Origin of the sequence: Streptomyces sp. GB4-14 (genome assembly GCF_022696125.1) — a bacterium.
Classification (GTDB): domain Bacteria; phylum Actinomycetota; class Actinomycetes; order Streptomycetales; family Streptomycetaceae; genus Streptomyces; species Streptomyces werraensis.
Genome location: NZ_RZHO01000002.1, coordinates 3,731,281 through 3,754,851 on the forward strand (window position 1 = coordinate 3,731,281; position 23,571 = coordinate 3,754,851).

22 protein-coding genes and 1 tRNA gene are annotated in these 23,571 nt (G+C 70.8%); 14 read left to right on the forward strand and 9 right to left on the reverse strand.

Translation table 11 applies throughout. The annotated features are described in order from the left end of the window. The first annotated feature begins 524 nt into the window (after positions 1–524). A complete protein-coding gene (locus ELQ39_RS18480; RefSeq protein WP_242592872.1) occupies positions 525–2,246 on the forward strand; it encodes an AIPR family protein in 1,722 nt (573 codons plus the stop codon). A 170-nt stretch (positions 2,247–2,416) separates the two neighbouring features. Here ELQ39_RS18480 and ELQ39_RS18485 read toward each other — a convergent pair whose 3' ends face one another. Continuing rightward, positions 2,417–3,172, reverse strand: a complete 756-nt coding sequence (locus ELQ39_RS18485) for a GntR family transcriptional regulator (protein ID WP_242592875.1) — start codon at positions 3,170–3,172, stop codon at positions 2,417–2,419. Positions 3,173–3,415: 243 nt separating this feature from the next. Between ELQ39_RS18485 and ELQ39_RS18490 the strand changes: the two genes are divergently transcribed. Beyond that, entirely contained in the window at positions 3,416–3,865 is a 450-nt protein-coding gene (locus tag ELQ39_RS18490) for an ATP-binding protein (RefSeq protein ID WP_242595625.1), read from the forward strand. 90 nt (positions 3,866–3,955) lie between these two features. Here ELQ39_RS18490 and ELQ39_RS18495 read toward each other — a convergent pair. From ELQ39_RS18495 to ELQ39_RS18505, 3 genes are all read right to left on the reverse strand, one after another. Next, positions 3,956–4,031: transfer RNA gene (locus ELQ39_RS18495), tRNA-Arg, on the reverse strand. A gap of 181 nt (positions 4,032–4,212) precedes the next feature. Further along, entirely contained in the window at positions 4,213–5,031 is an 819-nt protein-coding gene (locus ELQ39_RS18500; protein ID WP_242592877.1) for an SAM-dependent methyltransferase, read from the reverse strand. An 83-nt stretch (positions 5,032–5,114) separates the two neighbouring features. Continuing rightward, complete coding sequence (locus tag ELQ39_RS18505; protein ID WP_242592879.1) at positions 5,115–6,401, reverse strand: M6 family metalloprotease domain-containing protein; 1,287 nt, start codon at positions 6,399–6,401, stop codon at positions 5,115–5,117. 274 nt (positions 6,402–6,675) lie between these two features. Here ELQ39_RS18505 and ELQ39_RS18510 point away from each other — a divergent pair, with 274 nt between their 5' ends. Both ELQ39_RS18510 and ELQ39_RS18515 read left to right on the forward strand, forming a co-directional pair. Further along, positions 6,676–7,323 (forward strand): TetR/AcrR family transcriptional regulator, encoded by a 648-nt coding sequence (locus ELQ39_RS18510; RefSeq protein WP_242592881.1) that lies wholly within the window; start codon positions 6,676–6,678, stop codon positions 7,321–7,323. A gap of 147 nt (positions 7,324–7,470) precedes the next feature. After that, positions 7,471–9,030: an MFS transporter gene (locus ELQ39_RS18515; protein ID WP_242592883.1), complete on the forward strand. Its 1,560-nt coding sequence runs from the start codon at positions 7,471–7,473 to the stop codon at positions 9,028–9,030. Positions 9,031–9,124: 94 nt separating this feature from the next. Here ELQ39_RS18515 and ELQ39_RS18520 read toward each other — a convergent pair whose 3' ends face one another. Continuing rightward, a complete protein-coding gene (locus tag ELQ39_RS18520; protein ID WP_242592885.1) occupies positions 9,125–9,643 on the reverse strand; it encodes a MarR family winged helix-turn-helix transcriptional regulator in 519 nt (172 codons plus the stop codon). 164 nt (positions 9,644–9,807) lie between these two features. Between ELQ39_RS18520 and ELQ39_RS18525 the strand changes: the two genes are divergently transcribed. Beyond that, the gene (locus tag ELQ39_RS18525; protein ID WP_242595626.1) at positions 9,808–10,569 is read left to right on the forward strand and encodes a dioxygenase family protein; all 762 of its coding nucleotides are present in this window, start codon (positions 9,808–9,810) and stop codon (positions 10,567–10,569) included. 39 nt (positions 10,570–10,608) lie between these two features. On the opposite strand, the gene ELQ39_RS18530 is transcribed toward ELQ39_RS18525, so the two are convergent. Next, positions 10,609–11,127: a GNAT family N-acetyltransferase gene (locus ELQ39_RS18530; RefSeq protein ID WP_190002858.1), complete on the reverse strand. Its 519-nt coding sequence runs from the start codon at positions 11,125–11,127 to the stop codon at positions 10,609–10,611. 194 nt (positions 11,128–11,321) lie between these two features. Here ELQ39_RS18530 and ELQ39_RS18535 point away from each other — a divergent pair, with 194 nt between their 5' ends. Both ELQ39_RS18535 and ELQ39_RS18540 read left to right on the forward strand, forming a co-directional pair. Further along, positions 11,322–12,320 (forward strand): sigma-70 family RNA polymerase sigma factor, encoded by a 999-nt coding sequence (locus ELQ39_RS18535; protein ID WP_190002857.1) that lies wholly within the window; start codon positions 11,322–11,324, stop codon positions 12,318–12,320. 465 nt (positions 12,321–12,785) lie between these two features. After that, positions 12,786–13,499: a TetR/AcrR family transcriptional regulator gene (locus ELQ39_RS18540; protein ID WP_242592888.1), complete on the forward strand. Its 714-nt coding sequence runs from the start codon at positions 12,786–12,788 to the stop codon at positions 13,497–13,499. 66 nt (positions 13,500–13,565) lie between these two features. Here ELQ39_RS18540 and ELQ39_RS18545 read toward each other — a convergent pair whose 3' ends face one another. After that, entirely contained in the window at positions 13,566–14,537 is a 972-nt protein-coding gene (locus tag ELQ39_RS18545) for a helix-turn-helix transcriptional regulator (protein WP_225628820.1), read from the reverse strand. Positions 14,538–14,599: 62 nt separating this feature from the next. Between ELQ39_RS18545 and ELQ39_RS18550 the strand changes: the two genes are divergently transcribed. The 5 genes from ELQ39_RS18550 to ELQ39_RS18570 all read left to right on the forward strand — a co-directional run bounded on the left by ELQ39_RS18550 (position 14,600) and on the right by ELQ39_RS18570 (position 20,692). After that, positions 14,600–16,138 (forward strand): MFS transporter, encoded by a 1,539-nt coding sequence (locus tag ELQ39_RS18550; protein WP_242592890.1) that lies wholly within the window; start codon positions 14,600–14,602, stop codon positions 16,136–16,138. Positions 16,139–16,323: 185 nt separating this feature from the next. Continuing rightward, positions 16,324–17,085 carry a DeoR/GlpR family DNA-binding transcription regulator gene (locus ELQ39_RS18555; RefSeq protein ID WP_242592892.1) on the forward strand — a complete coding sequence of 254 codons (762 nt, stop codon included), beginning with the start codon at positions 16,324–16,326 and terminating at the stop codon, positions 17,083–17,085. Beyond that, positions 17,082–18,029 carry a 1-phosphofructokinase gene (gene pfkB, locus ELQ39_RS18560; RefSeq protein WP_190002852.1) on the forward strand — a complete coding sequence of 316 codons (948 nt, stop codon included), beginning with the start codon at positions 17,082–17,084 and terminating at the stop codon, positions 18,027–18,029. The genes ELQ39_RS18555 and pfkB overlap by 4 nt, the downstream gene beginning before the upstream one ends. A 121-nt stretch (positions 18,030–18,150) precedes the next feature. Beyond that, entirely contained in the window at positions 18,151–20,295 is a 2,145-nt protein-coding gene (locus ELQ39_RS18565) for a PTS fructose transporter subunit IIABC (protein WP_242592894.1), read from the forward strand. A 109-nt stretch (positions 20,296–20,404) separates the two neighbouring features. Further along, positions 20,405–20,692 (forward strand): hypothetical protein, encoded by a 288-nt coding sequence (locus ELQ39_RS18570; RefSeq protein ID WP_190002850.1) that lies wholly within the window; start codon positions 20,405–20,407, stop codon positions 20,690–20,692. On the opposite strand, the gene ELQ39_RS18575 is transcribed toward ELQ39_RS18570, so the two are convergent. Beyond that, the gene (locus ELQ39_RS18575; RefSeq protein WP_225628825.1) at positions 20,689–21,465 is read right to left on the reverse strand and encodes a DUF6227 family protein; all 777 of its coding nucleotides are present in this window, start codon (positions 21,463–21,465) and stop codon (positions 20,689–20,691) included. The two genes, ELQ39_RS18570 and ELQ39_RS18575, sit on opposite strands and share 4 nt — an antisense overlap. 384 nt (positions 21,466–21,849) lie before the next feature. Here ELQ39_RS18575 and ELQ39_RS18580 point away from each other — a divergent pair, with 384 nt between their 5' ends. Next, the gene (locus ELQ39_RS18580) at positions 21,850–22,308 is read left to right on the forward strand and encodes a large conductance mechanosensitive channel protein MscL (protein ID WP_267461995.1); all 459 of its coding nucleotides are present in this window, start codon (positions 21,850–21,852) and stop codon (positions 22,306–22,308) included. Positions 22,309–22,325: 17 nt separating this feature from the next. On the opposite strand, the gene ELQ39_RS18585 is transcribed toward ELQ39_RS18580, so the two are convergent. Continuing rightward, complete coding sequence (locus ELQ39_RS18585) at positions 22,326–22,499, reverse strand: hypothetical protein (RefSeq protein ID WP_190002847.1); 174 nt, start codon at positions 22,497–22,499, stop codon at positions 22,326–22,328. Positions 22,500–22,542: 43 nt separating this feature from the next. Between ELQ39_RS18585 and ELQ39_RS18590 the strand changes: the two genes are divergently transcribed. Next, positions 22,543–23,571 carry a P1 family peptidase gene (locus ELQ39_RS18590; protein WP_242592897.1) on the forward strand — a complete coding sequence of 343 codons (1,029 nt, stop codon included), beginning with the start codon at positions 22,543–22,545 and terminating at the stop codon, positions 23,569–23,571.

Below are 23,571 nucleotides of genomic sequence, written 5' to 3' on the forward strand. Positions count from 1 at the left end.
AGACGGTACCGCCAGGATCAGGGCCTCAACGGTGAACGGGGAAGCGGTGCGGACTCAGTCACGGGGCTGGACAACCACTTTAGGAAAGCGGCTGGGAGATCTGCGTACTGAGCTGCGGCTACGCCGGCCGAGCAAGCGGGCGGCTACTCGACCGCGGGGCACCGGCGTTGACCGTGTCTGACCCCTGCATCTGGCACGGTTGTGGCACGAACCTCAGCCGACGACAGTCAGCCACGATGGCGGGTGCGCCGACCGACCAGGCGCGCGTGTGCCTCGTTGCACCCCCACCGGCCTTCACCACGCTGCCAGCGTCGTCGACCAGAGCAAGTTAGACGGCGAGCACGTGATGACGGTGCCTGAGCCCTCAGCTTGGGAAGTTCGGATGCTGATGGAGGATCCGCGACCAGGACGCGCTTGCCTCCTTGGCGTTGAAGTTCGGGTTTTGGGCGACTCGTAACTCCCGCTGGCCTAGCATCTAGAGGTCACTTCTTGCACGGTGAGCGATGAGCGGGGTAGGCCAAACCATGGCAAGCAACGAACTCGTGCTGCTGGACCAAATTTTGCAGCAGCGGCAGGCGGAACGCGCTACACCACTTCCCGCAGATGAAGCATTCGAACTCTTCGCGTGCGAGCAGGCATTGCGAGATCTCGATCCGTCTGCAGACGAGGTAAGCGGCGGGGTAGTGGGCGGTGGAAACGATGGGGCTATCGACGGTGCTTACGTATTCCTTGGCGGTTCCCTGCTTGAAGAAGATAGCGATGTCTTTGACGCCGACTTTTCCCCGTCGAGTGTAGCGGTGGGAACTCGGCTTCTTTTGTGGCTAGTGCAGGCCAAGCAGGAGGAATCCTTTACTGAAACCGCTATCGACCTCGTGGCCTCCTCAACCTCTCGATTGCTGAATTTGGGCGAATCTGAAGAGGATCTCAAGCTTCTCTATTCTGATGCCGTCGTAGACCGAGTTGCCATTTTCAGGAAAGCGCTACAGAAGCTGGCCATTCGGCATCCAGCGGTGGAAGTGCGATTCTCCTACGTCACTCGTGGAAAGGTGGCTGACGTCAACGCCAAGGTTGCGGCTAAAGCAAAGGATCTCGAGGTTCAGTTTTCGAACCTCGTCCCAGACGCTATCGGGAAAGTTGATTTCGTAGGCGCTGCTGAGCTTTGGAAGGCCGCCAGTCGCGTGCCCTCGTACACTCTAAAACTTACATACCTGGAAAATGCGACGAGCGGCACTAGTCATGTCGCCTTGGTTACCCTGAAGGACTACCTGGCTTTCCTTACCGATGACATGGGCTCACTTCGCCGTCATATTTTTGACTGGAATGTGAGAGATTATCAAGGGGATGTTGAGGTAAACCAAGAGATCCGGGAGTCTCTGCTGGATCGGGACGGTGCAGAATTCTGGTGGCTCAACAACGGTGTCACGATCGTTTGCTCGAAAACTTCCATCGTAGGGAAGACGTACATCCTCGACGATGTGCAGATCGTTAATGGCCTGCAAACTTCACATACGGTCTTCAGGGCATTGTCCCAAGTCGAAGATGACCACCCCGCGTTTTCTCGATCAGTACTGGTGAGGATCCTCGTAACTACTGACCCTGGGGAGCGGGACCGGGTTATCAGGGCTACCAATCGCCAGACTGCGGTTCCTGCTGCTTCACTACGTGCGACTGATGAGATTCAGCGAGAGATTGAAGCCTACTTCCTCGCCAACGGCTGGTTTTACGATCGCCGTAAGAATTACTATCGAAATATCGGCAAGAGTGCCGAGCGGATCGTAGGCATCCCGCTCCTGGCGCAGGCGGTCATGGCGATGGGTCTTAGTCAGCCGCACAATTCTCGCGCTAGGCCATCTAGCTTGCTCAAGCGAAACGACGAGTACTCCCGAATCTTCTCAAAGAAGATCGATCTTCCCATCTACCTTTGGGTGGCCCGTCGACAGAAAGAGATTGATCTATTTCTCTTGTCGACACACCATCAGACATCCGCAGGTGAGCGGACCAACTTGCGATTCCACCTGTCCATGCTTGCTGTAGCCAAGCTGCTCGGGAAACGCGTATACAATCCGACTCAACTCCGAGAATTGTCTACAGATGGGAAGGATTTTGGTAGCCTCGATCTCAACGCTATCTTGGATGAGCTCAGGATGTATTACGGAGACTACGCAAAGGCAAAGGCTGGCTCCATGGAGAAGAATGCGAAAAGTAGTGAATTCGTGACCTATATCTTCACGCGAGTCAAATTCTAAAGCCCTTGCCGCGTGGCACGGGCGCCGGCCGGGCTGGAGCGGGGCGGAGACAGGAGCGCAGGCCCGGCCGGGGGCCGGGCCGCGCGCGGTGAGCGGAGCGAGCCGCCTTGAACCAGTAGGGATAGCCTGAATCAGGCTCAGTGGAGCGGTGCTGTGTCGGCGTCCGGGGCCTATGCGTCGAAGTCGTATTCCAGGACGTAGGAAGCGGCGTCCAGGGTCATCTCGTTGACCTCGACGGGGCGGCCTTCGTCGGTGAACGCGGTGCGGCAGATGAGGATGACCGGGGTGCCCGGGGCCAGGCTCAGCTGCGTCAGCTCGTCCGGCGATGGCATGCGTGAGCGGATCTCTTCGCGGAAGTGCACAGGCTCGTAGCCGAGTTCGGCGAGTCGGGCGTAGGTGCCGCCTGGCCCGGTGTCCTCCTGGGTGATGGCGGAGCCGGCCACAAGGGACAGCGGGAGGTAGCTCGTTGCGAGCAGGACCGGCTTGTTGTCCACGACGAAGCGCCGACGCCTCACGCACATGACGTCTTCGGCGGCCAGGTCCAGCACCGCACTGATGTGTGCGGGAGCCGCCTCCTCGGACACGGAGACCTGGTCGACCTCCAACGCCCTGGACTCGATGTCCGCCGACCAGATCGAGCGGCCGTTGCCCCACTGGTCGCGGGCCAGCCGCTGAATCCCGCGTCGGCGGAGAGGGCGGAAGGCCCGGACGAACACTCCGGCCCCCTTCCGGGCTTCGGCGATGCCCTCGTCCCGCAGGACGCCGATCGCCTGCCGGGCCGTCATACGGGCCACGCCGTGCGCGGCCATGAGGTCGTTCTCTCCCGGGAGCCGATCACCGGGACCGTACTCGCCCGACCGGATCGCCTCGCGCAAAGAGTCTGCGATCCGCTGGTACTTGGGCCGACGGTCGTCGGTAGCAGCCATTCCGGAACCCTCCTCGCTTCTCTAGACACCTTAGGCCATAGGTCAGGAGCGGGCTCGCTGCGTGTAGCCGTCCGATCCCTCGTTCCGGCAGTCCTCAGTCTCAATGCTTGACATCTCTAGAGATGTGTCGGGATGGTCTGGATGTCTAGAGAGGTTGCTCGGATCTCCGTGTCCGTGTCTGGGCGAGGGCGTCCTCATGCGGACTGCGGTGGCTTCCCTTCCAGGAGCGAGGAGAGAGTGCTGATGGCGTTTGCGATTGACCGTGATCCCTGTGACGGATCGCCGAGACTCGGGTCGATGGTTCTGGACCCGACGCCGGAGTCCGTCCCGCGGGCGCGGCGCTGGTTCCGGAAGCTCATCGCCCCGTACGAGCCCGCCTGTTCGGTGGATGACTGCCTTCTGCTGATCTCGGAGCTGGTCACCAACGCGATCCTCTACGGACAGTCCGACGAGGAGTGGGTCGTTCGTGTCGAGTGGTCACGCAAGGGGTCGTCACTGCGCGTGGAGGTGCACAACCCGGGAATCTCCGCGAACGTGCGCCTCAGGCGGCCGGACGCCGACGACGCTCACGGACGTGGGCTGCTCCTGGTCGACTCCATCGCCGCGTCCTGGTCCTCCGGGCCGAGCCGCTTCGGCGGAACGGTTGTCTCCTTCGAGTTGGCAGACGCATGGCCCTCATGCCCTCCTGAATGACCAGGGGAAGCCGCATCCGGGACCGCGGTTGCTGATGTCGAAGGAAGATGTCAAAGGCCCCGGACCATGATCGATCCGAGGCCTTTTGCCTGGTGCCCCCGGCAGGATTCGAACCTGCGACACCCGCTTTAGGAGAGCGGTGCTCTATCCCCTGAGCTACGAAGGCGTGGCCGGCGGTGAAACCGTGCCGTGAGCGTCCTGGTCGGGGCCGCAGGCCCGGTCGAGGGGACAGCGGTGACCGCCGGGGCGCTCGATCCACAGGGTACCGGATCGGAGTCCGGGTGGGTGGAGGTCGGGGAGGGCCCGAAGATCGAACAGTCCCCTCCCACCCCCACCCTCGCCTCGCCTCAGGCCTTCCGCCCCACCCCTCCGAACATCGCCACCTCCGCCGCCGGCTCCCCCGAGGCGTCGTCCGGGCGCCACCGGTTGCAGGACACCACCCCCGGCTCCAGCAGCTCGAGTCCCTCGAAGAAGCGGGACACCGCCTCCGGTGTCCTCTGCGTCAGCTTCGGCGTGCCGTTCTCGTTCCAGAAGGCCACCGCCGCGTCCACGTCCGGCATGTCCGGGCGGGTGATCGTGTGGGAGAGGACGAGGTGGCTGCCCGACGGCAGCCGGTCCATCAGGCGGCGCACCACCCCGTACGCCTCCTCGTCGTCCTCGATGAAGATGACCACGCCCAGCAGGACCAGCGCGACCGGCTTGCTGAAGTCCAGGGTCTTCGCGGCCTGTTCGAGGATCGCGTCGATGTTGCGCAGGTCCTCGTCGAGGTACGCCGTGCTGCCCTCCGGCGTGCTGGTGAGCAGCGCCTCCGCGTGGGCCAGCACGATGGGGTCGTTGTCGACGTAGACCACCCGCGAGTCGGGCGCGACCCGCTGGGCCACCTCGTGGGTGTTGTCGGCCGTGGGCAGACCCGTGCCGATGTCCAGGAACTGCCGGATGCCGCACTGCCCGGTCAGGTACCGCACCGCGCGGCCGAGGAACTGCCGGTCGGCCAGGGCGTAGTCGCCGATGCCCGGGTGCAGTTCGCGGATCTGGTCGCCGGCCGCCTGGTCGACCGGGTAGTTGTCCTTGCCGCCCAGCCAGTAGTTCCAGATGCGGGCGGTGTGCGGCTGGTCGGTCCTGATGCGCTTGCGCGCCTCGAGCGATGCCGCGGATATCTCCGTCACTAGGTCCTCCCAGAGCTGGCCGGCAGCTGTCAAGGAGCAACCTAGCGGGGGGAGTTGTAAGGGAGGGGTCAGCCCCCGGCCCTTCATCGGGGCGACGTGCGCGTCACCCTCACCCGGTACTCGTCCTCGTCCCCCACCAGCACCGCCACCCGTATCCCCTCCTCGGGGTCCACGAAGCTCTGCCCCGGCCTGAACGTCGCGTCCGACAGTTCCGCGTGCACGTTCGGGGCCCGGGTGCAGCCTCCGCTGTCCCGGGTCGCGTCGTGCACGGTGATCGGGCCCATGCCCGTGTCCACGTCCGCGTCGACCCGGTAGACCAGGACGCCCGGCCGGCACACCGCCTCGTCGTTCCCGTCGCGGGTGCGCAGCTCGACCGCGTACCCGGAGTGCGCGTCGAGCGGGACGAAGAGCAGCTTGGGGCCGCCCGCGCGGGCCAGCGGCGTCAGGACGTACTCCCGTGAGCCGCGCTCGGCCACGCAGCTCACCTGGGACGTGTCCAGCCAGCCCAGCTTCCACTTGTGCCAGGCGAGGAAGTCGTTGTTGGCGCCCCAGTCCTCGCTCATGATGTCCCAGTGGCCGACGGCGCCGCCGCCCTCGGCGGTGTAGAGGTCGGGCAGGCCGAAGACGTGGCCGTTCTCGTGGGGCAGCACGCGGTAGCCGGTGCGGGCGTAGGAGCCGGAGCCGTCGTCCTGGCGGGAGTAGACGAACGACGCGTTGGAGACGGGCCGGCCGTCCGCGGTGGGGGCCTCGTCGTTGCCGGCGAAGGTGACGGACAGGACGGTGTCCAGGGCTGCGGGGCCGGCGTTGGGGGTGACGAGGACGTTGACCAGGTCGTACGCCTGGAAGTCCACCTCGGTGTCGGCCTCGGAGACGATGTCGCGGATCAGCTCCCGGTAGCCGGGGTCGAAGGGGGCGCCGCGCTCTATGCCGTACTGGCGGAAGGACTTGGGCATGCGCAGCCACTCGGGGACGGGCAGTTCGGGGCGGTAGTCGAGGCGGCCGTAGGAGCTGGTGGTGAACCACTCGCGGGTCTGCGGGAAGAACTCGCGGTAGCGGTCCAGGGCGTCGCCCTCGCCGGGTGCGTCCGAGAAGTCGATCATCAGGGTGAGGGCGCGGACCGTGCCGGTGGAGCGGGTGTAGCCGGGGTCCGTGGGGATGCCCTCGGACATCTGGACCTCACGGTCGCTGCCGATCATGCACGGGCCGTGGACGGAGCTGCGGGAGAGGGCGCTCGGGCCGGCGCCGGGGGCGGTGGTGGCGGGGGAGAGGTGGCCGCTCCCGGCCGAGGTGCAGACCGCGAGGGTGAGGGCGGCGACGGAACCCAGGGCGGCCAGACGGCGCGGGGATATCCGGCCTCGGCTCGGCTGCATGGGGGGACCTCCGCTCCACGGCAGCCGCCGTCTCCGACTGCGCCCTCGTGATCACCCTGCGTCACGGGTCGGGGGTGCGCTCGCCGGGTGGTCCGATCGTGGGCATCAGCGGGAAGCGAAGTGTGGCCTGCGTCACAACAAAAACTTCCCGTGCGGGAAATAACCGGGGATCGTCTCCCCGTTTACGCCTGTGTCCGCACGATCCGGGGACACAATCCCCGGATTCGCCGCAGACGCAGTACAGACGTCAGAGCAACACTCCGAGGAGGGCACCGTGACCGCGACGACCGAGACCCCCGTGACGCGCAAGGCGCCCCGGCCCCGCGCCGACGCCCTGCGCAACCGGGAGCGGATCGTCGCCGCCGCCCGGGAGATGTTCACCGAGTTCGGGCCCGAGGTCCCGCTCGACGAGATCGCCCGCCGGGCCGGCGTGGGCAACGCCACGGTGTACCGCAACTTCCCCGACCGCGACGCGCTCGTGCGCGAGGTCGTCTGCTCCGTCATGGACCGTACGGTGCGGGCGGCCGAGCAGGCGCTGAGCGAGACCGGGGACGCCTTCGAGGCGCTGGAGCGCTTCGCGCACACGGCCGGGGACGAGCGGATCAGCGCGCTGTGCCCGATGATCTCCAGCACCTTCGACCAGAGCCACCCCGACCTGGAGGAGGCGCGACGACGCGTCGAGAGCCTCGTCGCCCAGCTCATGGACCGCGCCCGTGAGGCCGGTCAGCTGCGGGACGACGTGGAGTACGGCGACCTGATGGTGGGCGTCGCGCAGCTGAGCCGGCCCCCGGCCGGTACCGCCTGCATGAACGCCGACCGTTTCGTCCACCGCCACCTTCAGCTGTTCCTGGACGGAATGCGGGCGCCCGCCCCCTCCGTCCTGCCGGGTTCGGCCGTGACCGTGGAGGATCTGCGCCGCTGAGCCACTCCTGACACCTTCAGGCCGCCCGTCCTGACCACGGGCACCGGCACCGACGGCCGTCGACGGGGACGCGCCGTTAGCCGAACACGCCCGATTTTTCGTTACTCACACATTCATTCCGCTACACGTCCCGAAGTGGGTACTTCCATGTCTGAAACAGTCTCCCCGGCCGGAAAGGCCCCGGGCCGCGCCGACGCAGGCGGCCCGGACGCCAACCGCTGGAAAGCGCTCGTCTTCATCGCGATCGCCCAGCTGATGGTCGTCCTGGACGCCACCATCGTGAACATCGCCCTGCCCTCCGCCCAGCAGGACCTCGGCATCTCGGACGGCAACCGCCAGTGGGTGGTCACCGCCTACGCCCTGGCCTTCGGCGGACTGCTGCTGTTCGGCGGCCGGATCGCCGACCTCTGGGGGCGCAAGCGGGCCTTCGTGGTCGGTCTCGGCGGCTTCGCGCTGGCGTCCGCGCTGGGCGGCGCGGCCACCAACGAGGCGATGATGTTCGGCGCCCGCGCACTCCAGGGCGCGTTCGGCGCGCTGCTCGCGCCCGCCGCGCTGTCGCTGCTCGCGGTGATGTTCACCGACGGCAAGGAGCGCGCCAAGGCGTTCGGCATCTACGGCGCGATCGCCGGCGGCGGCGGCGCCGTCGGCCTGATCCTCGGCGGTTTCCTCACCGAGTACCTGGACTGGCGCTGGACGTTCTTCGTGAACATCCCGTTCGCCGTGGTGGCCGCGGCCGGCGCCTACTTCGTCATCCGTGAGCCCAAGGGCGGCCGCAACCGCTCCCCGCTGGACGTCCCCGGCGTGATCCTGTCCACCCTGGGCCTGGTCGCGCTGGTCTACGGCTTCACCCGCGCCGAGTCCGAGGGCTGGAGCGACACCGTCACGATCGGCATGTTCGTCGCCTCGGCCGTGCTGCTCGCCGCGTTCGTCGCCGTCGAGGCGAAGGTCAAGGCGCCGCTGCTGCCGCTGCGCGTGATCACCGAGCGCAACCGCGGCGGGGTCTACCTGTCGCTGGGCCTGGCGATCATCGCGATGTTCGGCCTGTTCCTCTTCCTCACCTACTACCTGCAGGTCGTGAAGGGGTACTCGCCGGTGAAGACCGGCTTCGCCTTCCTGCCGATGATCGCGGGCATGATCACGGGCTCCACGCAGATCGGCACCCGGCTGATGACCCGGGTCGCGCCCCGGCTGCTGATGGGCCCCGGCTTCCTGGTCGCGGCGGTCGGCATGCTGCTGCTGACCCAGCTGGAGATCGGCACCTCGTACGCGGCCGTGCTGCTGCCCGGCATGCTGCTGCTCGGTCTCGGCATGGGTACGGCGTTCATGCCGGCCATGTCGCTGGCCACCCTGGGCGTCGAGCCGCGTGACTCCGGTGTCGCCTCCGCGATGGTGAACACCTCGCAGCAGGTGGGCGGCGCGATCGGCACGGCCCTGCTGAACACGATCGCCGCCTCCGCCACCACCGCCTACGTCGCCGACCACATCGGCGGCGCCTCCGGCCGGGCCCAGCAGCAGCTGGTCCAGCTCCAGGGGCAGGTGCAGGGCTACACCAGCGCCATCTGGTTCGCGGTCGGGATCCTGGTGGTGGCCGCGGCCGTCGCCCTGACCCTGATCAACGCGGGCCGTCCGGGCTCCACGGCGGTCGCCGGGTCCTCGGACGCGGCCGCGGAGACCGAGGCGGCCGCCGTGCCGGTGGCCATGCACTGACCGACGGGCCCGCCTCCCGGAGCCATCCGCGCGGGAGGGGAAGGGGACACCCCTTCCGAGCGGTTCCGAAGGACCTGCCCCGGCTTCCGCGGCGTCAGCGGAGCCAGGGCAGGTCCGCACCCGCTTCGATCGGCTGAAGTCCCTCGGCGACGATCCCCATGATCTCGCCGAGGGACTTCTGCTGTTCCGGGGTGAGCCGGTCGAACACCGCCTGCCGTACGGCGTTGACATGGCCGGGCGCGTGGCGGCGCAGCACCTCCATGCCCTCGTCGGTGAGCACGGCGAACTGGCCGCGCTTGTCGGAGGGGCAGTCCTCCCGGCGGACCCAGCCGTTCTTCTCGAGCCGCGCGACCGCGTGCGACAGACGGGAGCGGGTGATCTTGGCGTCCTTCGCCAGCTCCGTCATCCGCAGCCGCCTGCGGGGCGCCTCGGCCAGCTTGACCAGCAGGCCGTAGTAGACGTGCGGCATGCCCGCGTCCCGCTGGAGCTGACGGTCGAGGTGGTCCTCCAGGAGCGTGGTGGCGTCGACGTACGCACGCCAGACGCGCTGTTCCTCGTCGGTGAGCCAGCGGGGCTCCCCGGCGGCTGCCGATGATGCGGGTGCCGTGTTCATGCACTCCACTGTACGGGCGTTCTTCTTGAACGTTAAACAAAAGGGGCGTACAGTCGTGAGTGAAGGTTGAGAGTTCAAGTAGATCGCTCGGCCGCACCGCACACCGGACGACGCACGCACCGCTGGAAGGAGTCGCCGTCATGACCGCCGCCACTCAGGAGCGCATGCCGGCGCTCTACCTCAGCCACGGCGCCCCGCCCCTGGCCGACGACCCCGTCTGGCCCGGCGAGCTGGCCGCCTGGTCCGCGGGCCTGCCCCGCCCCAAGGCGATCCTCGTCGTCTCCGCCCACTGGGAGGAGGCCCCGCTCGCCCTCGGCGCCACCGAGACCGTCCCCCTGGTCCACGACTTCTGGGGCTTCCCCGAGCACTACTACCGGGTGACCTACCCCGCCCCCGGCGCCCCCGGGCTCGCCGAGTCCGTGCGCAAGCTGCTGCGCGCCCCCGGCACCCCCGTCCAGGACGTCCCCGACCGGGGCCTGGACCACGGCGCCTACGTCCCGCTCGTCGAGATGTACCCGGACGCCGACATCCCCGTCCTCCAGGTGTCCATGCCGACCCTCGACCCCGTGAAGCTGATGGAGATCGGCCGCCGCCTCGCCCCGCTGCGCGACGAGGGCGTGCTGATCGTCGGCTCCGGCTTCTTCACCCACAACCTCGCCGCGCTGCGCCAGGGCGGCATCCCCGCCTGGTCGGCCGAGTTCGACGCGTGGGGCAGGGAGGCGCTCCAGGCACGGGACGTGGACGCGCTGCTCGACTTCACCCGCAAGTCCCCGGCGGGCCGGCTCGCCCACCCGCGCACCGAGCACTTCGCCCCGCTCTTCGTCACCATGGGCGCCGCCGACGCGGCCGGCGAGCTCGGGGAACAGAAGTCCGTGATCGACGGGTTCTGGATGGGGCTGGCCAAGCGGTCGGTGCAGTTCGGCTGAGACGGGCACACGTGGCGTCGGACCGCCGAGGGAGTGGTGTCACATCTCCTTCTCGTGCCAGGCCACGTCCCACCAGCGGCCGAACTTGTGACCCACCTCGCGGTACGTGCCGACGTACCGGAAGCCGAACCGCTCGTGCAGCCGCGTCGAGGCGGCGTTCGGCTGCGCGATGCCCGCGTAGGCGCGGTGCAGCCCCTCGTCCGCCAGGGCGTCGAAAAGAGCCTGGTAGAGCAGGGTGCCGATGCCGCGCCGGCCGGCGTCCGGGGCGACGTACACCGTCGTCTCCACGGACGTCGCGTAGGCGGGCTTCGCGCGGAACGGACTCGACGAGGCGTACCCGAGGATCCTGCCGGACCCGGCGTCCGTGGCAACCATCAGGCGGTGGGGGCCGTCTACAGGGTGGGAGAGCAGCCAGGGGCGTCGCTCCGCCGGAGTGAACGGCGTGGTGTCGAACGTGACGGCCGTCTCACGTACGTAGTGGTTGTAGAGGTCGGTGAGGGCCGCGAGGTCACCCTCGTCCCCCGGTCTGACCTGCACCTCCGCGTGATCCGATGGCATCGCACCTCCCTGCGTGGCCGGACAGGGTACTGCATGATCAGAAAAATCGGGGAGCGGGTTGGGAATTCTGTCCTGATTCCAGTCGTTGTTTCCTACGGATGCGGGCACCCGAGCAGAGTCCGGACGAGACCCTGAAGACCGTGCCGAGTGTCCGCAGGACCACCCGCTGACCTCATCATCGCAAGGGAGCACGCATGGCAACCCGTGCCGTCGCCCGTCGTCAGTCCGCCTCCGGCGAGACGGTCGACTCGGCAAGCAGTGTTCGCGCCCATGGCGGCGAGATCGCCGATCGCGACCTGGTCGGCATGTACCTCGACGAGATCGCGCGCACACCGCTGCTCGACGCCGCCAAGGAAGTCGAGCTGTCCCAGATCATCGAAGCGGGTGTGTTCGCACGACAGATCCTCGACGGCCTCGAGGAGAACAAGGCCGGAGCCACCCCCGAGGAGCTCCAGGCCCTGGTCGACGAGAGCGAGCGGGCGAAGGACATCTTCATCCGTTCCAACCTCCGGCTGGTCGTCGCCGTCGCCCGGCGGTACCCGCGCAGCGGTCTGCCGCTGCTCGACCTGATCCAGGAGGGCAACGCCGGCCTGGTCCGCGCGGTCGAGAAGTTCGACTACCGCAAGGGCTTCAAGTTCTCGACGTACGCCACCTGGTGGATCCGGCAGGCCATCACCCGGTCCATAGCCGACCAGTCGCGCACGATCCGCCTGCCCGTCCACCTGGTGGAGGAGCTGGGCCGGATACGCCGCGTGCAGCGCGAGTTCAACCGTGAGCACGGCCGTGACGCCGAGCCCGCGGAGATCGCCGCCGAGCTCGGCTCCACGCCGGAGCGCGTCACCGACGTGCTCGACTGGGCGCGCGACCCGGTCTCGCTGAACATGTCGGTGGACGACGAGGGCGAGACCCAGTTCGGCGACCTCCTGGAGGACACCTCCGCGGTGTCGCCGGAGCAGTCGGTGATGACGCTGCTGCGCAGCGAGGAGCTCGACGACCTGATCGGCCGCCTCGACCAGCGCACGGCCTCCATCATCAAGATGCGCTACGGCATCGAGGACGGCCGGGAGCGCACACTGACCGAGGTCGGCAAGGAGCACGGTCTGACGCGCGAGCGCATCCGCCAGATCGAGAAGCACGCCCTGCTGGAGCTGAAGAAGCTGGCCCGTTCCACCGGGTTCGACGCGGCGGCGTGACGGCAGCGTCCGTCCGCCGGTGCGGCGGCCCGCCCCCGCGTGCGCGCGCCGCGGCCGTCCCGCGTGACGGGCGTGCCCCGCGCGGTCGCGTGAGGGGCACGGGCCGCGTGCGCCGGGTGGCGGAAGACCGCGCAAACATGGCTGTTCCCCGCCGCTTCAACCCGGCGGGGCCAGGGAACAAGACGTGAGAACCCAGCAGTCGGAAGGCTCCGGGGCCTCGGGCCCCGGGCCGGCCCACGCACCACGTCCCGACGCACCACCCCCCCGGCGCCGGGACTTCCCAGGCCGGGTCCGGCGCCTGTCCCCCCGGGCGCCGGGCCCGGCTCTTTCTGTGCCCGGACCGAGACCGGTACGGACTTCCGGCCCGGGACGCGAAGCCGCGCCGACAGCGGGTCACCCCGGACCTGAACCCCGGGGTGGCCCGCCAGATGGCAGATTGTGCCACATGGGCATAGCCTGCCGAACGTGAGCAGCACCACCCCGACGCCGACCCCGCCGTTCCCCGAAGACCCGGCGGCCGACGGCTCGTTGACCGAACGCCGCAAGGCGCAGACCCGCCTGCACATCGCCCGTACCGCCGCCGGGCTGTTCGTCCGTGACGGCCTGCGCGCCACCCGCGCCGAGGACATCGCCCAGGCGGCCGGCGTCGCCCCGCGCACCTTCTACCGGTACTTCCCCACCAAGGAGGAGGCCGTCGGCCCCCTCTACGCGCTGGGCGCCCGGCGCTGGGTGGACGCGGTCCGCACCGCCCCCGCCGGGACGCCCCTGCCGCGCGTGCTCGAGGAGGCCGCGCGGCACACCCTCACCCCCGGACTCGGGGTCGCGGAGGAGTCCTGGAACTGGGTCCGCACCCTCATCCGGCTCGCGGCGGACAACCCCGCCCTCGGCCGGGTGTGGGCGGAGGCGTGCCGGGCCTCGGAACGGGACCTGGCGGAGGCGCTGGCCCACCGGCTGACCGGTGGGCCGCCCCCGCAGCCGGACGCCGACGTCGCCGCCCGCACCCGTCTGTGCTTCGCCGCGGCCGTCGCGGGCGCCGCCGTCCGCACCGCCATGGAGAACTGGGCGGCGTCCGACTGCCCCGCGCAGGGCCCGGACGGCCCCGCCGAACTGGCCGCCGCCAGTCTGGCCGCGCTGCGAAACTTCCCGTGGGACGCGGTGGTGACGGCGCAGGGGCGATGACGGGCGCGCCGTACGGGGGTGGGACCGGCGTGCCGTACGGGGGTGGGGGACCGGCGAGCCCGGGAGTCACTCCACGGCGCGCGCCGCGTCCGTCAGCCGGGCGCCCAGCACCCGTGCCGCCTCCGCCAGTTCCGGCGGTTCCTGCACGGTGAAGGCGTGCCCCATCATGGCCAGGCGTACCGCCATCCAGTCCTTCGGACCGCTCACCGTCGCCCGCAGCCGGCAGCTGTCCTCGTCCAGCGGCTCGGGCGCGCCCATCCAGGGCGGGAGCCGTGACGCGACGGTCGCGGCGGGCGCGGCGAACGTGACGGCGATCTCGTAGGAGTCGAGCGCGCGGTTCACGGACCGCCGCAGGAACTCCGCGGCACTGCCCGTCGGCAGTTCACGCGGCGTGAAGCGGGCGCCGGTGGCGAAGGGGTCGCTGACCCGGTCGACACGGAAGGTGCGCCAGTCCGCACGGTCGAGGTCGTAGGCGACCAGGTACCAGCGGCGGCCGGTGGACACCAGCCGGTGCGGTTCGGTCAGGCGCCGGGACCCGGTGCCGTCGGCGGCGCGGTAGGAGAACCGCAGCCGTTCGTGCCCGGCCACCGTGGACGCCATCACCGTGAGCGTCTCCGGGGCGATTGTCGGGCCGTCCCCGCTGGTCAGCGGGGTCGTCGCGGCCTGGAGCACGCTGACGCGGTGCCGCAGCCTGCCGGGCAGCACCTGCTCCAGCTTCGCCAGGGCCCGCACCGACGCCTCGTCCACGCCCTCCAGGGCATGCCCGGCGCCTGCCCGCAGGCCGACCGCGATCGCGACCGCCTCCTCGTCGTCCAGCACCAGCGGCGGCATCGCCTTCCCCGCGACCAGCCGGTAGCCGCCGTCCGAGCCCATCGTCGCCTGCACGGGATAGCCGAGGTCCCGCAGCCGCTCGATGTCCCGGCGGACCGTGCGCCGGGAGACACCGAGCCGGTCCGCCAGCTCACCGCCGGGCCATTCGCGGGGCGTCTGGAGGAGGGAGAGCAACTGGAGCAGCCGTGCCGGGGTGTCCGTCGTCATGCGTCGAGCATGCCTCACCACTAGGACCGTATCTGACCTACTGGGGTTCTAGCGTCACGGACATGCACTCCACCGACATCGCTCACGCACCGACACCGGAGCCCGCCACGGGCGACCGCCGGCGCTGGTTCGCGCTGGCCATCGTGATGACCGCGGCCTTCATGGACCTCGTCGACGTCACCATCGTCAACATCGCCGTCCCGTCGATCCAGCGCGACGAGGGCGCCACCTTCAGCCAGATCCAGTGGATCACCGCCGGCTACGCGCTCGCCTTCGCCGCCGGGCTGGTCACCGGCGGGCGGCTCGGCGACATCCACGGCCGCAAGCGGGTCTTCCTCGTCGGCATCGGTGGCTTCACCGTCGCCTCCGCCCTGTGCGGGCTCGCCGTGAACCCCGAGATGCTGGTCGCCTCCCGCATCCTCCAGGGCGCCATGGCCGCGCTGATGGTGCCGCAGGTGCTCTCGATCGTGCACGCCACCTTCCCCGCGCACGAACGCGGCAAGGTGTTCGGCCTGTTCGGCGCGATCGTCGGCCTCGGCGCGGTCTCCGGGCCGCTGCTGGGCGCACTGCTGACGGAGGGGAACCTCTTCGGCCTCGAGTGGCGGCCCATCTTCCTGATCAACCTGCCCGTGGGCGTCGCCGCCCTGTTCCTCGGCAGCCGCTTCATCACCGAGTCCAAGGCGCCCCGCGCCCTGAAGCTCGACCTGCCCGGCGTCGCCCTCGTCACCCTCGCCCTGCTCATGCTGCTCTACCCGCTCACCCGCGGCCGCGAGCTGGGCTGGCCGGTGTGGGGCTACGTGTCGATGGCCGGCGCGCTCGTCGTGTTCGCGGCCCTGGTGGCGTACGAGCGGGCCAAGGGCGCCCGGGACGGGTCCCCGCTGATCGAGCTGTCGCTGTTCCGCGTGAAGAGCTTCGCGGCGGGCATCGCCGTCCAGACGGTGTTCGGCGTAGGCCTCGGTGTGTTCTTCCTGGTCTGGACGCTGTACATGCAGATCGGGCTCGGCTGGAGCGCGCTGCGCGCCGGACTGACGGGTGTGCCGTTCTCCGTCGCGGTGTCGGTGGCCGCCGGGATGTCCGTGCAGCAGCTCGTCCCGCGCTTCGGCCGCAAGGTGCTCCAGGCGGGCGCCCTGGTCATGGCGGCCGGCGTGCTGATCTACCTGGCGGAGGCCGACCACTACGGGCTCGGCATCACCTCCTGGCAGATGGCGCTCCCCTTGGTCGTCATGGGCGCCGGCATGGGCCTCATCGTGGCCCCGCTGACCGACGCGGTGCTGTCCGAGGTGCCGCGCGAGCACGCCGGATCGGCGTCGGGACTCATCAACACCGTGCAGCAGATGGGCCATGCGCTCGGCCTCGGCCTGGTGTCCGTGGTGTTCTTCGGCGTCATCGACGAGCGGCTCGCGCCCGCCGAGGTGGGCCCCGCCTTCGTGGACGGCTTCACCCACGCCCTGGGCTGGGTGGCCGCGGTGCTCGGCGCGATCTTCCTGCTGATGTTCGCCCTGCCGAAGCGGCCGGCGCAGCACGTCGAGGGCGCCGCGGGCGCCGCGGGCGCCGAGGAGGCGCCGGTGACGGGGGAGAAGAAGCCGGAGCTGGTGCCCTGACGGGGCCGCGCTGAGATGCCTCAACCCGGAAACGGGCATGGTCGGACGCCCGATCATGCCCGTTTCTTGGCTTCGACTGTTTACTTTCCGGACATCCCGACGTAGCCTCCCACCGGAAATCACACGTTCGGACACGGACGCGCCACGGAAGACGCGGGCGCGGACGGAACCGGGAGGCAGCGGTCATGTACGCACCGGAACGGCAGCAGGAGATCCTGCGTCTCGCCCGTGACGGCGGACGCGTCGACGTGGTCTCGCTCGCCGAGGAGTTCCAGGTGACCGCCGAGACCATCCGCCGGGACCTCAAGGCCCTCGACCGCGCCGGACTCGTCCGCCGCGTCCACGGCGGCGCCATCCCCGCCGGACGCCTCGACTTCGAACCGGACCTCGCCGAACGCGAGACCACCGCCGCCGACGAGAAGGACCGCATCGCCCGCGCCGCCCTCGCTGAGGTCCCCGCCGACGGCACCATGATCGTCGACGCGGGTTCCACCGCCGCCCGTCTCGCGGGCGTCCTGACCCCGGAGCTCTCGCTCACCGTCGTCACCCACAGCCTGCCCATCGCGGCCCGCCTCGCCGACCACCCCGGCATCCAGCTCCACCTCGTCGGCGGACGCGTACGGCACCGCACCCGCGCCGCCGTCGACGCCTGGGCGCTCCGCGCGTACGCCGAGATCCGCGCCGACGTGCTGTTCCTCGCCGCCAACGGGTTCTCCGCCGAGCACGGCCTCACCACCCCCGACCTCGCCGAGGCCGCGGTGAAGCGCGCCGCGATCGCCGCCGCCCGGCGCGTGGTGCTGCTCGCCGACTCCTCCAAGCACGGCCAGGAGCACTTCGCCCGGTTCGGCGGCCTCGACGACGTGGACCTCCTCGTCACCGACACCGGGCTCGGCCCGCAGGAGGCCGCCGCCATCGAGGCCGGCGGCACGGAAGTGGTACGCGCATGATCCTCACCGTCACCCCCAACCCGTCCCTGGACCGCACCTACGAGGTGCCGTCCCTGGACCGCGGAGAGGTCGTCCGCGCCACCGGCGAACGTGTCGACCCCGGCGGCAAGGGCGTCAACGTCTCCCGCGCCGTCGCCGCCGCAGGCCGCCGCACCGTCGCCGTCCTGCCGCTCGGCGGCGCTCCCGGCGCCCTCGTCGCCGGCCTCCTCGACGCCCAGGGCATCGAGGTCGCCCCCGTCCCCGTCACCGGCGCCACCCGCTCCAACATCGCCCTCGCCGAGGCCGACGGCGTCCTCACGAAGATCAACGCACCCGGCCCGGACCTCACCCCCGCCGAGCAGGAGAACCTCCTCGACACCGTCCGCCGCCACGCCGCCGGCGCCGACTGGATCGCCTGCTGCGGCAGCCTCCCCGGAGGCCTCGGCCCCTCCTGGTACGCCGAACTCGTCGCCCGCGTCCACGCCGCCGGTCTGCGCATCGCCCTCGACACCTCGGGACCCGCCCTGCTCGCCGCCCTCCGCGAACACCCCGACGTCGTCAAACCCAACGCCGAGGAACTCGCCGAGGCCGTCGGCCGCCCCCTCACCACCGTCGGCGACGCCCTCAAGGCCGCCGAGGACCTGTGCGAGACGGGCGCCCGCGCGGTCCTCGCCAGCCTCGGCTCCGCCGGCCAGCTCCTCGTCGACGCCGACGGCGCCTGGTACGGCGCCGCCCCCGTCGACGCCGTCCGCAGCAACGTCGGCGCCGGCGACGCCTCCCTCGCCGGCTTCCTCGTCGCCGGCGGGCGCGGACCGGAGGCGCTCGCCTCCGCCGTCGCCCACGGCGCCGCCGCCGTACGCCTCCCCGGCAGCGTCATGCCCACCCCCGACGACCTCGACCCCGCCGCCGTGACCGTCACCGCCGACATCCCCGCCGACCGGCCGCTGGACGGAGCGGCCGGATGACACCCACCGACCCCACGTCTCACGACCTCTCCTACGAGCTCCCCCGTCCCCCTCTCGTCCCCACCCCCGCCCGCCCCGCCGTACGGGCCACTCGGGCGATACGCGTGCGAAGGAGCCCGCGATGAGCGACACCATCACCGCGGACCTGGTCGACCTCGACCTGTCCGCCGACACCAAGGAAGCGGCGGCCCGCGCCCTCGCCGAGCGCATGGCGGCCCAGGGCCGGGTCACCGACCTGGAGGGCTTCCTGGCCGACGTCGCCGCACGTGAGGCCCAGATGCCGACGGGCCTCGACGGCGGCATCGGCATCCCGCACTGCCGCAGCGCACACGTCACCGAGCCGACCCTCGCCTTCGGCCGCAGCGGCGCCGGCATCGACTTCGGCGCCCCCGACGGGCCCGCCGACCTGATCTTCCTCATCGCCGCCCCGGCCGGCGCCGACGACGCCCACCTCACCCTGCTGTCCGCCCTCGCCCGGCGGCTGATGAACACCGAGTTCACGGACGCCCTGCGCGCGGAGACCGACGCGGAGCACGCGGCGGCGCTGATCCGAGGGGAGGCGACGGCTCCCGAGACGGCTGCCGGGAACGCGGCTCCTGGGAACGCGGCTGACGAGGGTGCGGCTTCCGAGGGTGCGGCTTCCGTGGGTGCGGACACCGCCCCCGACGACTCCGTGGCGGCGTCGGCGGCGGCCTCCGCCGACGCCGCCACGGGCCCCGCCGCCCCCGACGGCGACCGGCCCTTCCGGATCGTCGCCGTCACCTCCTGCCCGACCGGCATCGCCCACACCTACATGGCCGCCGAGTCGCTGGAGAAGGCGGGCCGCGAGGCGGGCGTCGAGATCGTCGTCGAGACCCAGGGATCCGCCGGCTTCACCCGGCTCGACCCGGCCGTGATCGCCGCCGCGGACGGCGTCGTCCTCGCCCACGACGTCCCCGTACGGGACAAGCAGCGCTTCGCCGGGAAGCCCACCGTCGACACCGGTGTGAAGGCCGCGATCAACCGCCCCGCCGACCTGATCGGCGAGGTCCGCGACAAGGCCGCACGCGGCGTGACCACCGAGGCCGCCCCCGCCGCCGGGTCCACCCCCGTCGAACGCGCCGGCACGGACGACGAGGGCTACGGCACCCGTCTGCGCCGCTGGCTGATGTCCGGCGTCAGCTACATGGTCCCGTTCGTCGCCGCGGGCGGACTGCTCATCGCCCTGGGCTTCGCGATCGGCGGCTACGAGATCAACGAGGCCCCGTCGGTCATGGACCACTTCGTGTGGACCCAGGCCGCCAGCTGGGGCGCGCTGCTCTTCCAGATCGGCGGCGTCGCCTTCGGCTTCCTCGTCCCCGTCCTCGCCGGATACATCGCCTACGGCATGGCCGACCGGCCCGGACTCGTCCCCGGCTTCGTCGGCGGCGCCATCTCCCTCACCATCAACGCCGGCTTCCTCGGCGGCCTCGCCGCCGGACTGATCGCCGGCGGTGTGGTGCTCGCCGTCCAGAAGGTGAACATCCCGGCGGCGCTGCGCGGCATCATGCCGGTGGTGGTGATCCCGCTGATCTCCTCGGCGGTCGTCGGCTTCCTGATGTTCGTCGTCATCGGCAAGCCCATCGCGGAGGCCCAGAAGGGCATGACCGACTGGCTGGGCGGCCTCACCGGCGCCAACGCCGTCCTCCTGGGCGCCCTTCTCGGCCTGATGATGTGCTTCGACCTCGGCGGCCCCGTCAACAAGGTCGCCTACACCTTCGCCACCGCCGGCATCGCCGTCGCGAACCCCAGCGACTCCGCGATGAAGGTCATGGCCGCCGTCATGGCGGCCGGCATGGTCCCGCCCCTCGCGATGGCACTCGCCACCACCGTGCGCGGCCGCCTCTTCAACCGCGCCGAACGCGAGAACGGCAAGGCCGCCTGGGTCCTCGGCGCCTCCTTCATCTCCGAGGGCGCCATCCCCTTCGCCGCCGCCGACCCGCTCCGCGTCATCCCCGCCTCGATGGCCGGCGGCGCGGTCACCGGTGCCCTGTCCATGGCGTTCGGCGCCACCCTGCGCGCACCCCACGGCGGCATCTTCGTGGTGCCCCTCATCGGCAACCCGCTGCTCTACCTCGTCGCCATCGCAGCCGGCGTCGGCGTCACCACGGCCCTCGTGATCGTCCTCAAGGGCCTGCGTGGCGCCGCCGGCCCGGCCGCCCCGGTGACGGGCGAGGACACCGCCCCCGCACCGGCGGCCGGAGGCACCGGAACGAGCAAGGAAACGGTCGCCGCGCGGACGGTGTGACGATGCGTCCGTTTGGGGGTGTGTGTGCAGTTCATGCCTAGTGCGATATAGATCACGATCGTCACGGTCCGGGGTACAACTCCCCGGACCGTGGTGTGTACTGGGCGGCATGGCTGAGCACGAGACCCTCTCGCGGACGACGGGTGCCACCGTCGTCACCCTGGTGGTTGTGGCCTGCGCCGCCGGTCTGGCCGACGCCCTCCGGCGCCGCCTGCGCCTGCGCAGGCGCACGCGCCACCACGCCGGGGCGGAGCCCGCCCCGGTGCACACCCACCACGGGGCCCCGACCATCCCGCGTCAGCGGGCCACAGGCCCGAGCGCGGAGACCGTACGCCTCACCGAGGCCGAACGCGACGCGTTCGCCGTCCTCGTACGGCGTCTCTCCGAAGGGGACTAGGCCGGTCCCGGGCCCCGCTCAGGGGTTCGGCGGCCCTGCGCGGCCCTGCGCTCCATCGCCCGCCGCGCGGCGTCCTCACTCGCGTACACCTCGCACATGTGCCGCCCGTCCGGCGTCACCGTGTGCTCGACCTCCCACAGCGAGACCTCACCGCCGTCACCCAGCAGGAACGCGTGCTCGTACAGCGAGAAGCACAGCGCCGCACGGCCCGCCCGCGACGGACGGCCGAACGCCTGCGTGATGCGATGCGCGCACGCCGTCGACAGCAGCGCCGCCGTCTCGGCGTCCGGCCGGTCCTCGTTCTCCGCCCGGCGCAGTAAACGCCGGGCGTGATCGGGGGAGTCGTCCGGGACGTACACCTGGCGTACCGCGGGCAGCGTGAAAGCCGGTGCCGTCACCGGCAGTTCGAAGTCCGGGGCCTCCGGCGGCAGCGGCAGCCGCGCGGTCGCCGTCCGCAGCTCCTCCTCGTCCACGTACACCTCGTGCTGCGGCTCGCTGCCCGGGACGGTGTTGTGGACCAGCTCCCACAGCGTCAGTGCCGCACCGTCCGCCAGCAGCCACGTGTGCCGGTACGTCTCCCGGTGCAGCCCCGCGCTGTGGTGCGCCGAATGCAGGGAACCGTCGTGCGCCAGCGCGCAGTCCAGTCGGCGGATCGTCTCGTCCGGCAACTCGAAGGAGTTCAGGGCGCGGCCCAGGAGGCGCGCGAGGTGCTCCTCCGGTGAGTCGGACGAGTCAGGTGGTTCGCACGCTGCCGTCTCGTACGGAACGCTCAAGGTTTCTCCCGGCGTTGCTGCATGTCACCTTGTGGGTGCATACCGTAGCCCCTCGGCCGGACGTCGTGTCCGGGAACCGGGAAAACGTATGCCCGGACGACGAGCGGAACACGCGAGAAGTTGTGGATGAACCTCACCCCGACATGAATTGTTCCTGGTCGAACGGTACTTCAGGGGCGCGTGGCGGAGGGGGTGCGCGCCGCCCCCGCGCACGCCGGTGACCCCGCCCCTCCCGTTCCGCCGTCCGAAACGACTGGACGTGCCGCCTCGGCGGTGACGTAAGTTGCGGAGCGCTTCCTTCCGCACCCTACGCACGAGAAATGAGGCCCCGGAGTGAGCGACCAGGAGAAGACGAGCCTGTGGCAGGGTTTCAAGGCCTTCCTGATGCGCGGGAACGTGGTCGATCTGGCGGTGGCGGTCGTCATCGGCGCCGCCTTCACCAACATCGTCAACTCGGTCGTGGAAGGCATCATCAACCCGCTGGTGGGTGCGTTCGGCACCCAGAACCTCGACGGCTACACGTCCTGCCTGAAGGGCCCCTGCGAGGGCACCGGGGACGCGGCGACCGGGGTGCGGATCCTGTGGGGCTCGGTGCTCGGCGCGACGCTGCAGTTCGTGATCACGGCGGCGGTCGTCTACTTCCTGATGGTGCTGCCCATGGCGAAGTACCTGGCCCGCGTGGAGGCGCGCCGGAAGGCGAAGGAAGGCGCCCACGAGGTCGTCGAGGTGACCGAGCTGGAGGTCCTGAAGGAGATCCGGGACGCGCTGCTGGCCGAGCGCGCGCAGGGCGGGGGCAGGAGCACTCGGGCGGACGGCGGCGGGCAGACCGGCGACGGGCGGTAGGGGACCCCGCCGCCCGGTCAGATGTGGTGGGGCGGCTTCTCGTCGAGGAAACGCCTCAGGTCGGCGGCGCTGTCGCCGGACGGGCGCTCGCCCCAGCCGCGGTCCGTGTCGTCGGAGGCCGGCTGGTCCAGGGGGTCGTCGAAGACCAGCGCGGGCTTCGGCTCGCGCGGCGGCTCGGGAGCGGTACTCATGCGTCCAGGGTACGGCCGGGGCCGTAAGGGCATGACTGCCTCCATGAAAGCTGACGCTCTGACGGATGTGGCCGGCGTGCGCGTGGGACACGCGACGCGGATTGGCGACGGATGGCTCACCGGGACCACGGTGGTGCTCGCCCCCGAGGGCGGCGCGGTCGCCGCGGTGGACGTGCGCGGCGGAGGACCCGGCACGAAGGAGACCGACGCGCTGGACCCGCGCAACGTGGTGCAGCGCGTGGACGCGGTCACCCTGACCGGCGGCAGCGCCTTCGGCCTGGACGCGGCGTCGGGGGTGATGGCCTGGCTGGAGGAGCGGGGCCGCGGGGTGCGGGTCGGTCCGGAGCCGACCCACGTGGTGCCGGTCGTGCCGGCCGCCTGCGTCTTCGACCTGCGCCGCGGCGGGGACTTCCGGGCCCGGCCGGACGCCGCCCTGGGCCGCGAGGCGATCGAGGCCGCCGCGGCCACGGATCCTGGGGCGCCGGTGCCGCAGGGCTGCGTGGGCGCCGGGACGGGTGCCGTCGTGGGCCGGCTCAAGGGCGGGGTCGGCTCGGCGAGCACGGTCCTGCCGTCCGGGGTGACCGTGGCCGCGCTGGTGGTGGCCAACGCGGTGGGATCGGCGGTGGACCTGGAGACGGGGGTGCTCTACGGGGAGTACTTCGGCGGACGCCCGCGGCTGCCCGATCCCGAGGTGCACCGGGCCGCACGGCGCCGGCTGGCGGAGGCGGCCGAGCGCAACGCCCCGCCGCCGATGAACACGACCCTCGCCGTGGTCGCCACCGACGCCGACCTGACCCGCGCGCAGGCGCAGAAGGTGGCCGGCACCGCGCACGACGGCATCGCGCGCGCCGTCCGCCCGGTGCATCTGCTGAACGACGGCGACACCGTCTTCACCCTGGCCACCGGCACGCGCCCGCTGGACGCGAAGGATCCGCTCGCGCTGAACGAGGTGCTCGCGGCGGGCGCGGACCTGGTGACCCGGGCGATCGTCCGCGCCGTGCGGGCCGCCGCCCCGGTGGACGGTCCCGGCGGTGCGTGGCCGTCGTACGGGGAGCTGTACGGGGGGAGCTGA

Bases quoted from the DNA above. Each gene is read 5' to 3' on its own strand.
- ELQ39_RS18590 (WP_242592897.1), top strand. From the start codon at position 22,543: ATGAAAGCTGACGCTCTGACGGATGTGGCCGGCGTGCGCGTGGGACAC.
- ELQ39_RS18490 (WP_242595625.1), top strand. From the start codon at position 3,416: ATGGCGTTTGCGATTGACCGTGATCCCTGTGACGGATCGCCGAGACTC.
- ELQ39_RS18525 (WP_242595626.1), top strand. From the start codon at position 9,808: ATGCCGGCGCTCTACCTCAGCCACGGCGCCCCGCCCCTGGCCGACGAC.
- ELQ39_RS18505 (WP_242592879.1), bottom strand. From the start codon at position 6,401: ATGCAGCCGAGCCGAGGCCGGATATCCCCGCGCCGTCTGGCCGCCCTG.
- ELQ39_RS18485 (WP_242592875.1), bottom strand. From the start codon at position 3,172: ATGGCTGCTACCGACGACCGTCGGCCCAAGTACCAGCGGATCGCAGAC.
- ELQ39_RS18545 (WP_225628820.1), bottom strand. From the start codon at position 14,537: ATGACGACGGACACCCCGGCACGGCTGCTCCAGTTGCTCTCCCTCCTC.
- ELQ39_RS18515 (WP_242592883.1), top strand. From the start codon at position 7,471: ATGTCTGAAACAGTCTCCCCGGCCGGAAAGGCCCCGGGCCGCGCCGAC.
- ELQ39_RS18580 (WP_267461995.1), top strand. From the start codon at position 21,850: ATGCGCGGGAACGTGGTCGATCTGGCGGTGGCGGTCGTCATCGGCGCC.
- pfkB (WP_190002852.1), top strand. From the start codon at position 17,082: ATGATCCTCACCGTCACCCCCAACCCGTCCCTGGACCGCACCTACGAG.
- ELQ39_RS18585 (WP_190002847.1), bottom strand. From the start codon at position 22,499: ATGAGTACCGCTCCCGAGCCGCCGCGCGAGCCGAAGCCCGCGCTGGTC.
- ELQ39_RS18570 (WP_190002850.1), top strand. From the start codon at position 20,405: ATGGCTGAGCACGAGACCCTCTCGCGGACGACGGGTGCCACCGTCGTC.
- ELQ39_RS18550 (WP_242592890.1), top strand. From the start codon at position 14,600: ATGCACTCCACCGACATCGCTCACGCACCGACACCGGAGCCCGCCACG.
- ELQ39_RS18520 (WP_242592885.1), bottom strand. From the start codon at position 9,643: ATGAACACGGCACCCGCATCATCGGCAGCCGCCGGGGAGCCCCGCTGG.
- ELQ39_RS18555 (WP_242592892.1), top strand. From the start codon at position 16,324: ATGTACGCACCGGAACGGCAGCAGGAGATCCTGCGTCTCGCCCGTGAC.
- ELQ39_RS18565 (WP_242592894.1), top strand. From the start codon at position 18,151: ATGAGCGACACCATCACCGCGGACCTGGTCGACCTCGACCTGTCCGCC.
- ELQ39_RS18530 (WP_190002858.1), bottom strand. From the start codon at position 11,127: ATGCCATCGGATCACGCGGAGGTGCAGGTCAGACCGGGGGACGAGGGT.
- ELQ39_RS18480 (WP_242592872.1), top strand. From the start codon at position 525: ATGGCAAGCAACGAACTCGTGCTGCTGGACCAAATTTTGCAGCAGCGG.
- ELQ39_RS18535 (WP_190002857.1), top strand. From the start codon at position 11,322: ATGGCAACCCGTGCCGTCGCCCGTCGTCAGTCCGCCTCCGGCGAGACG.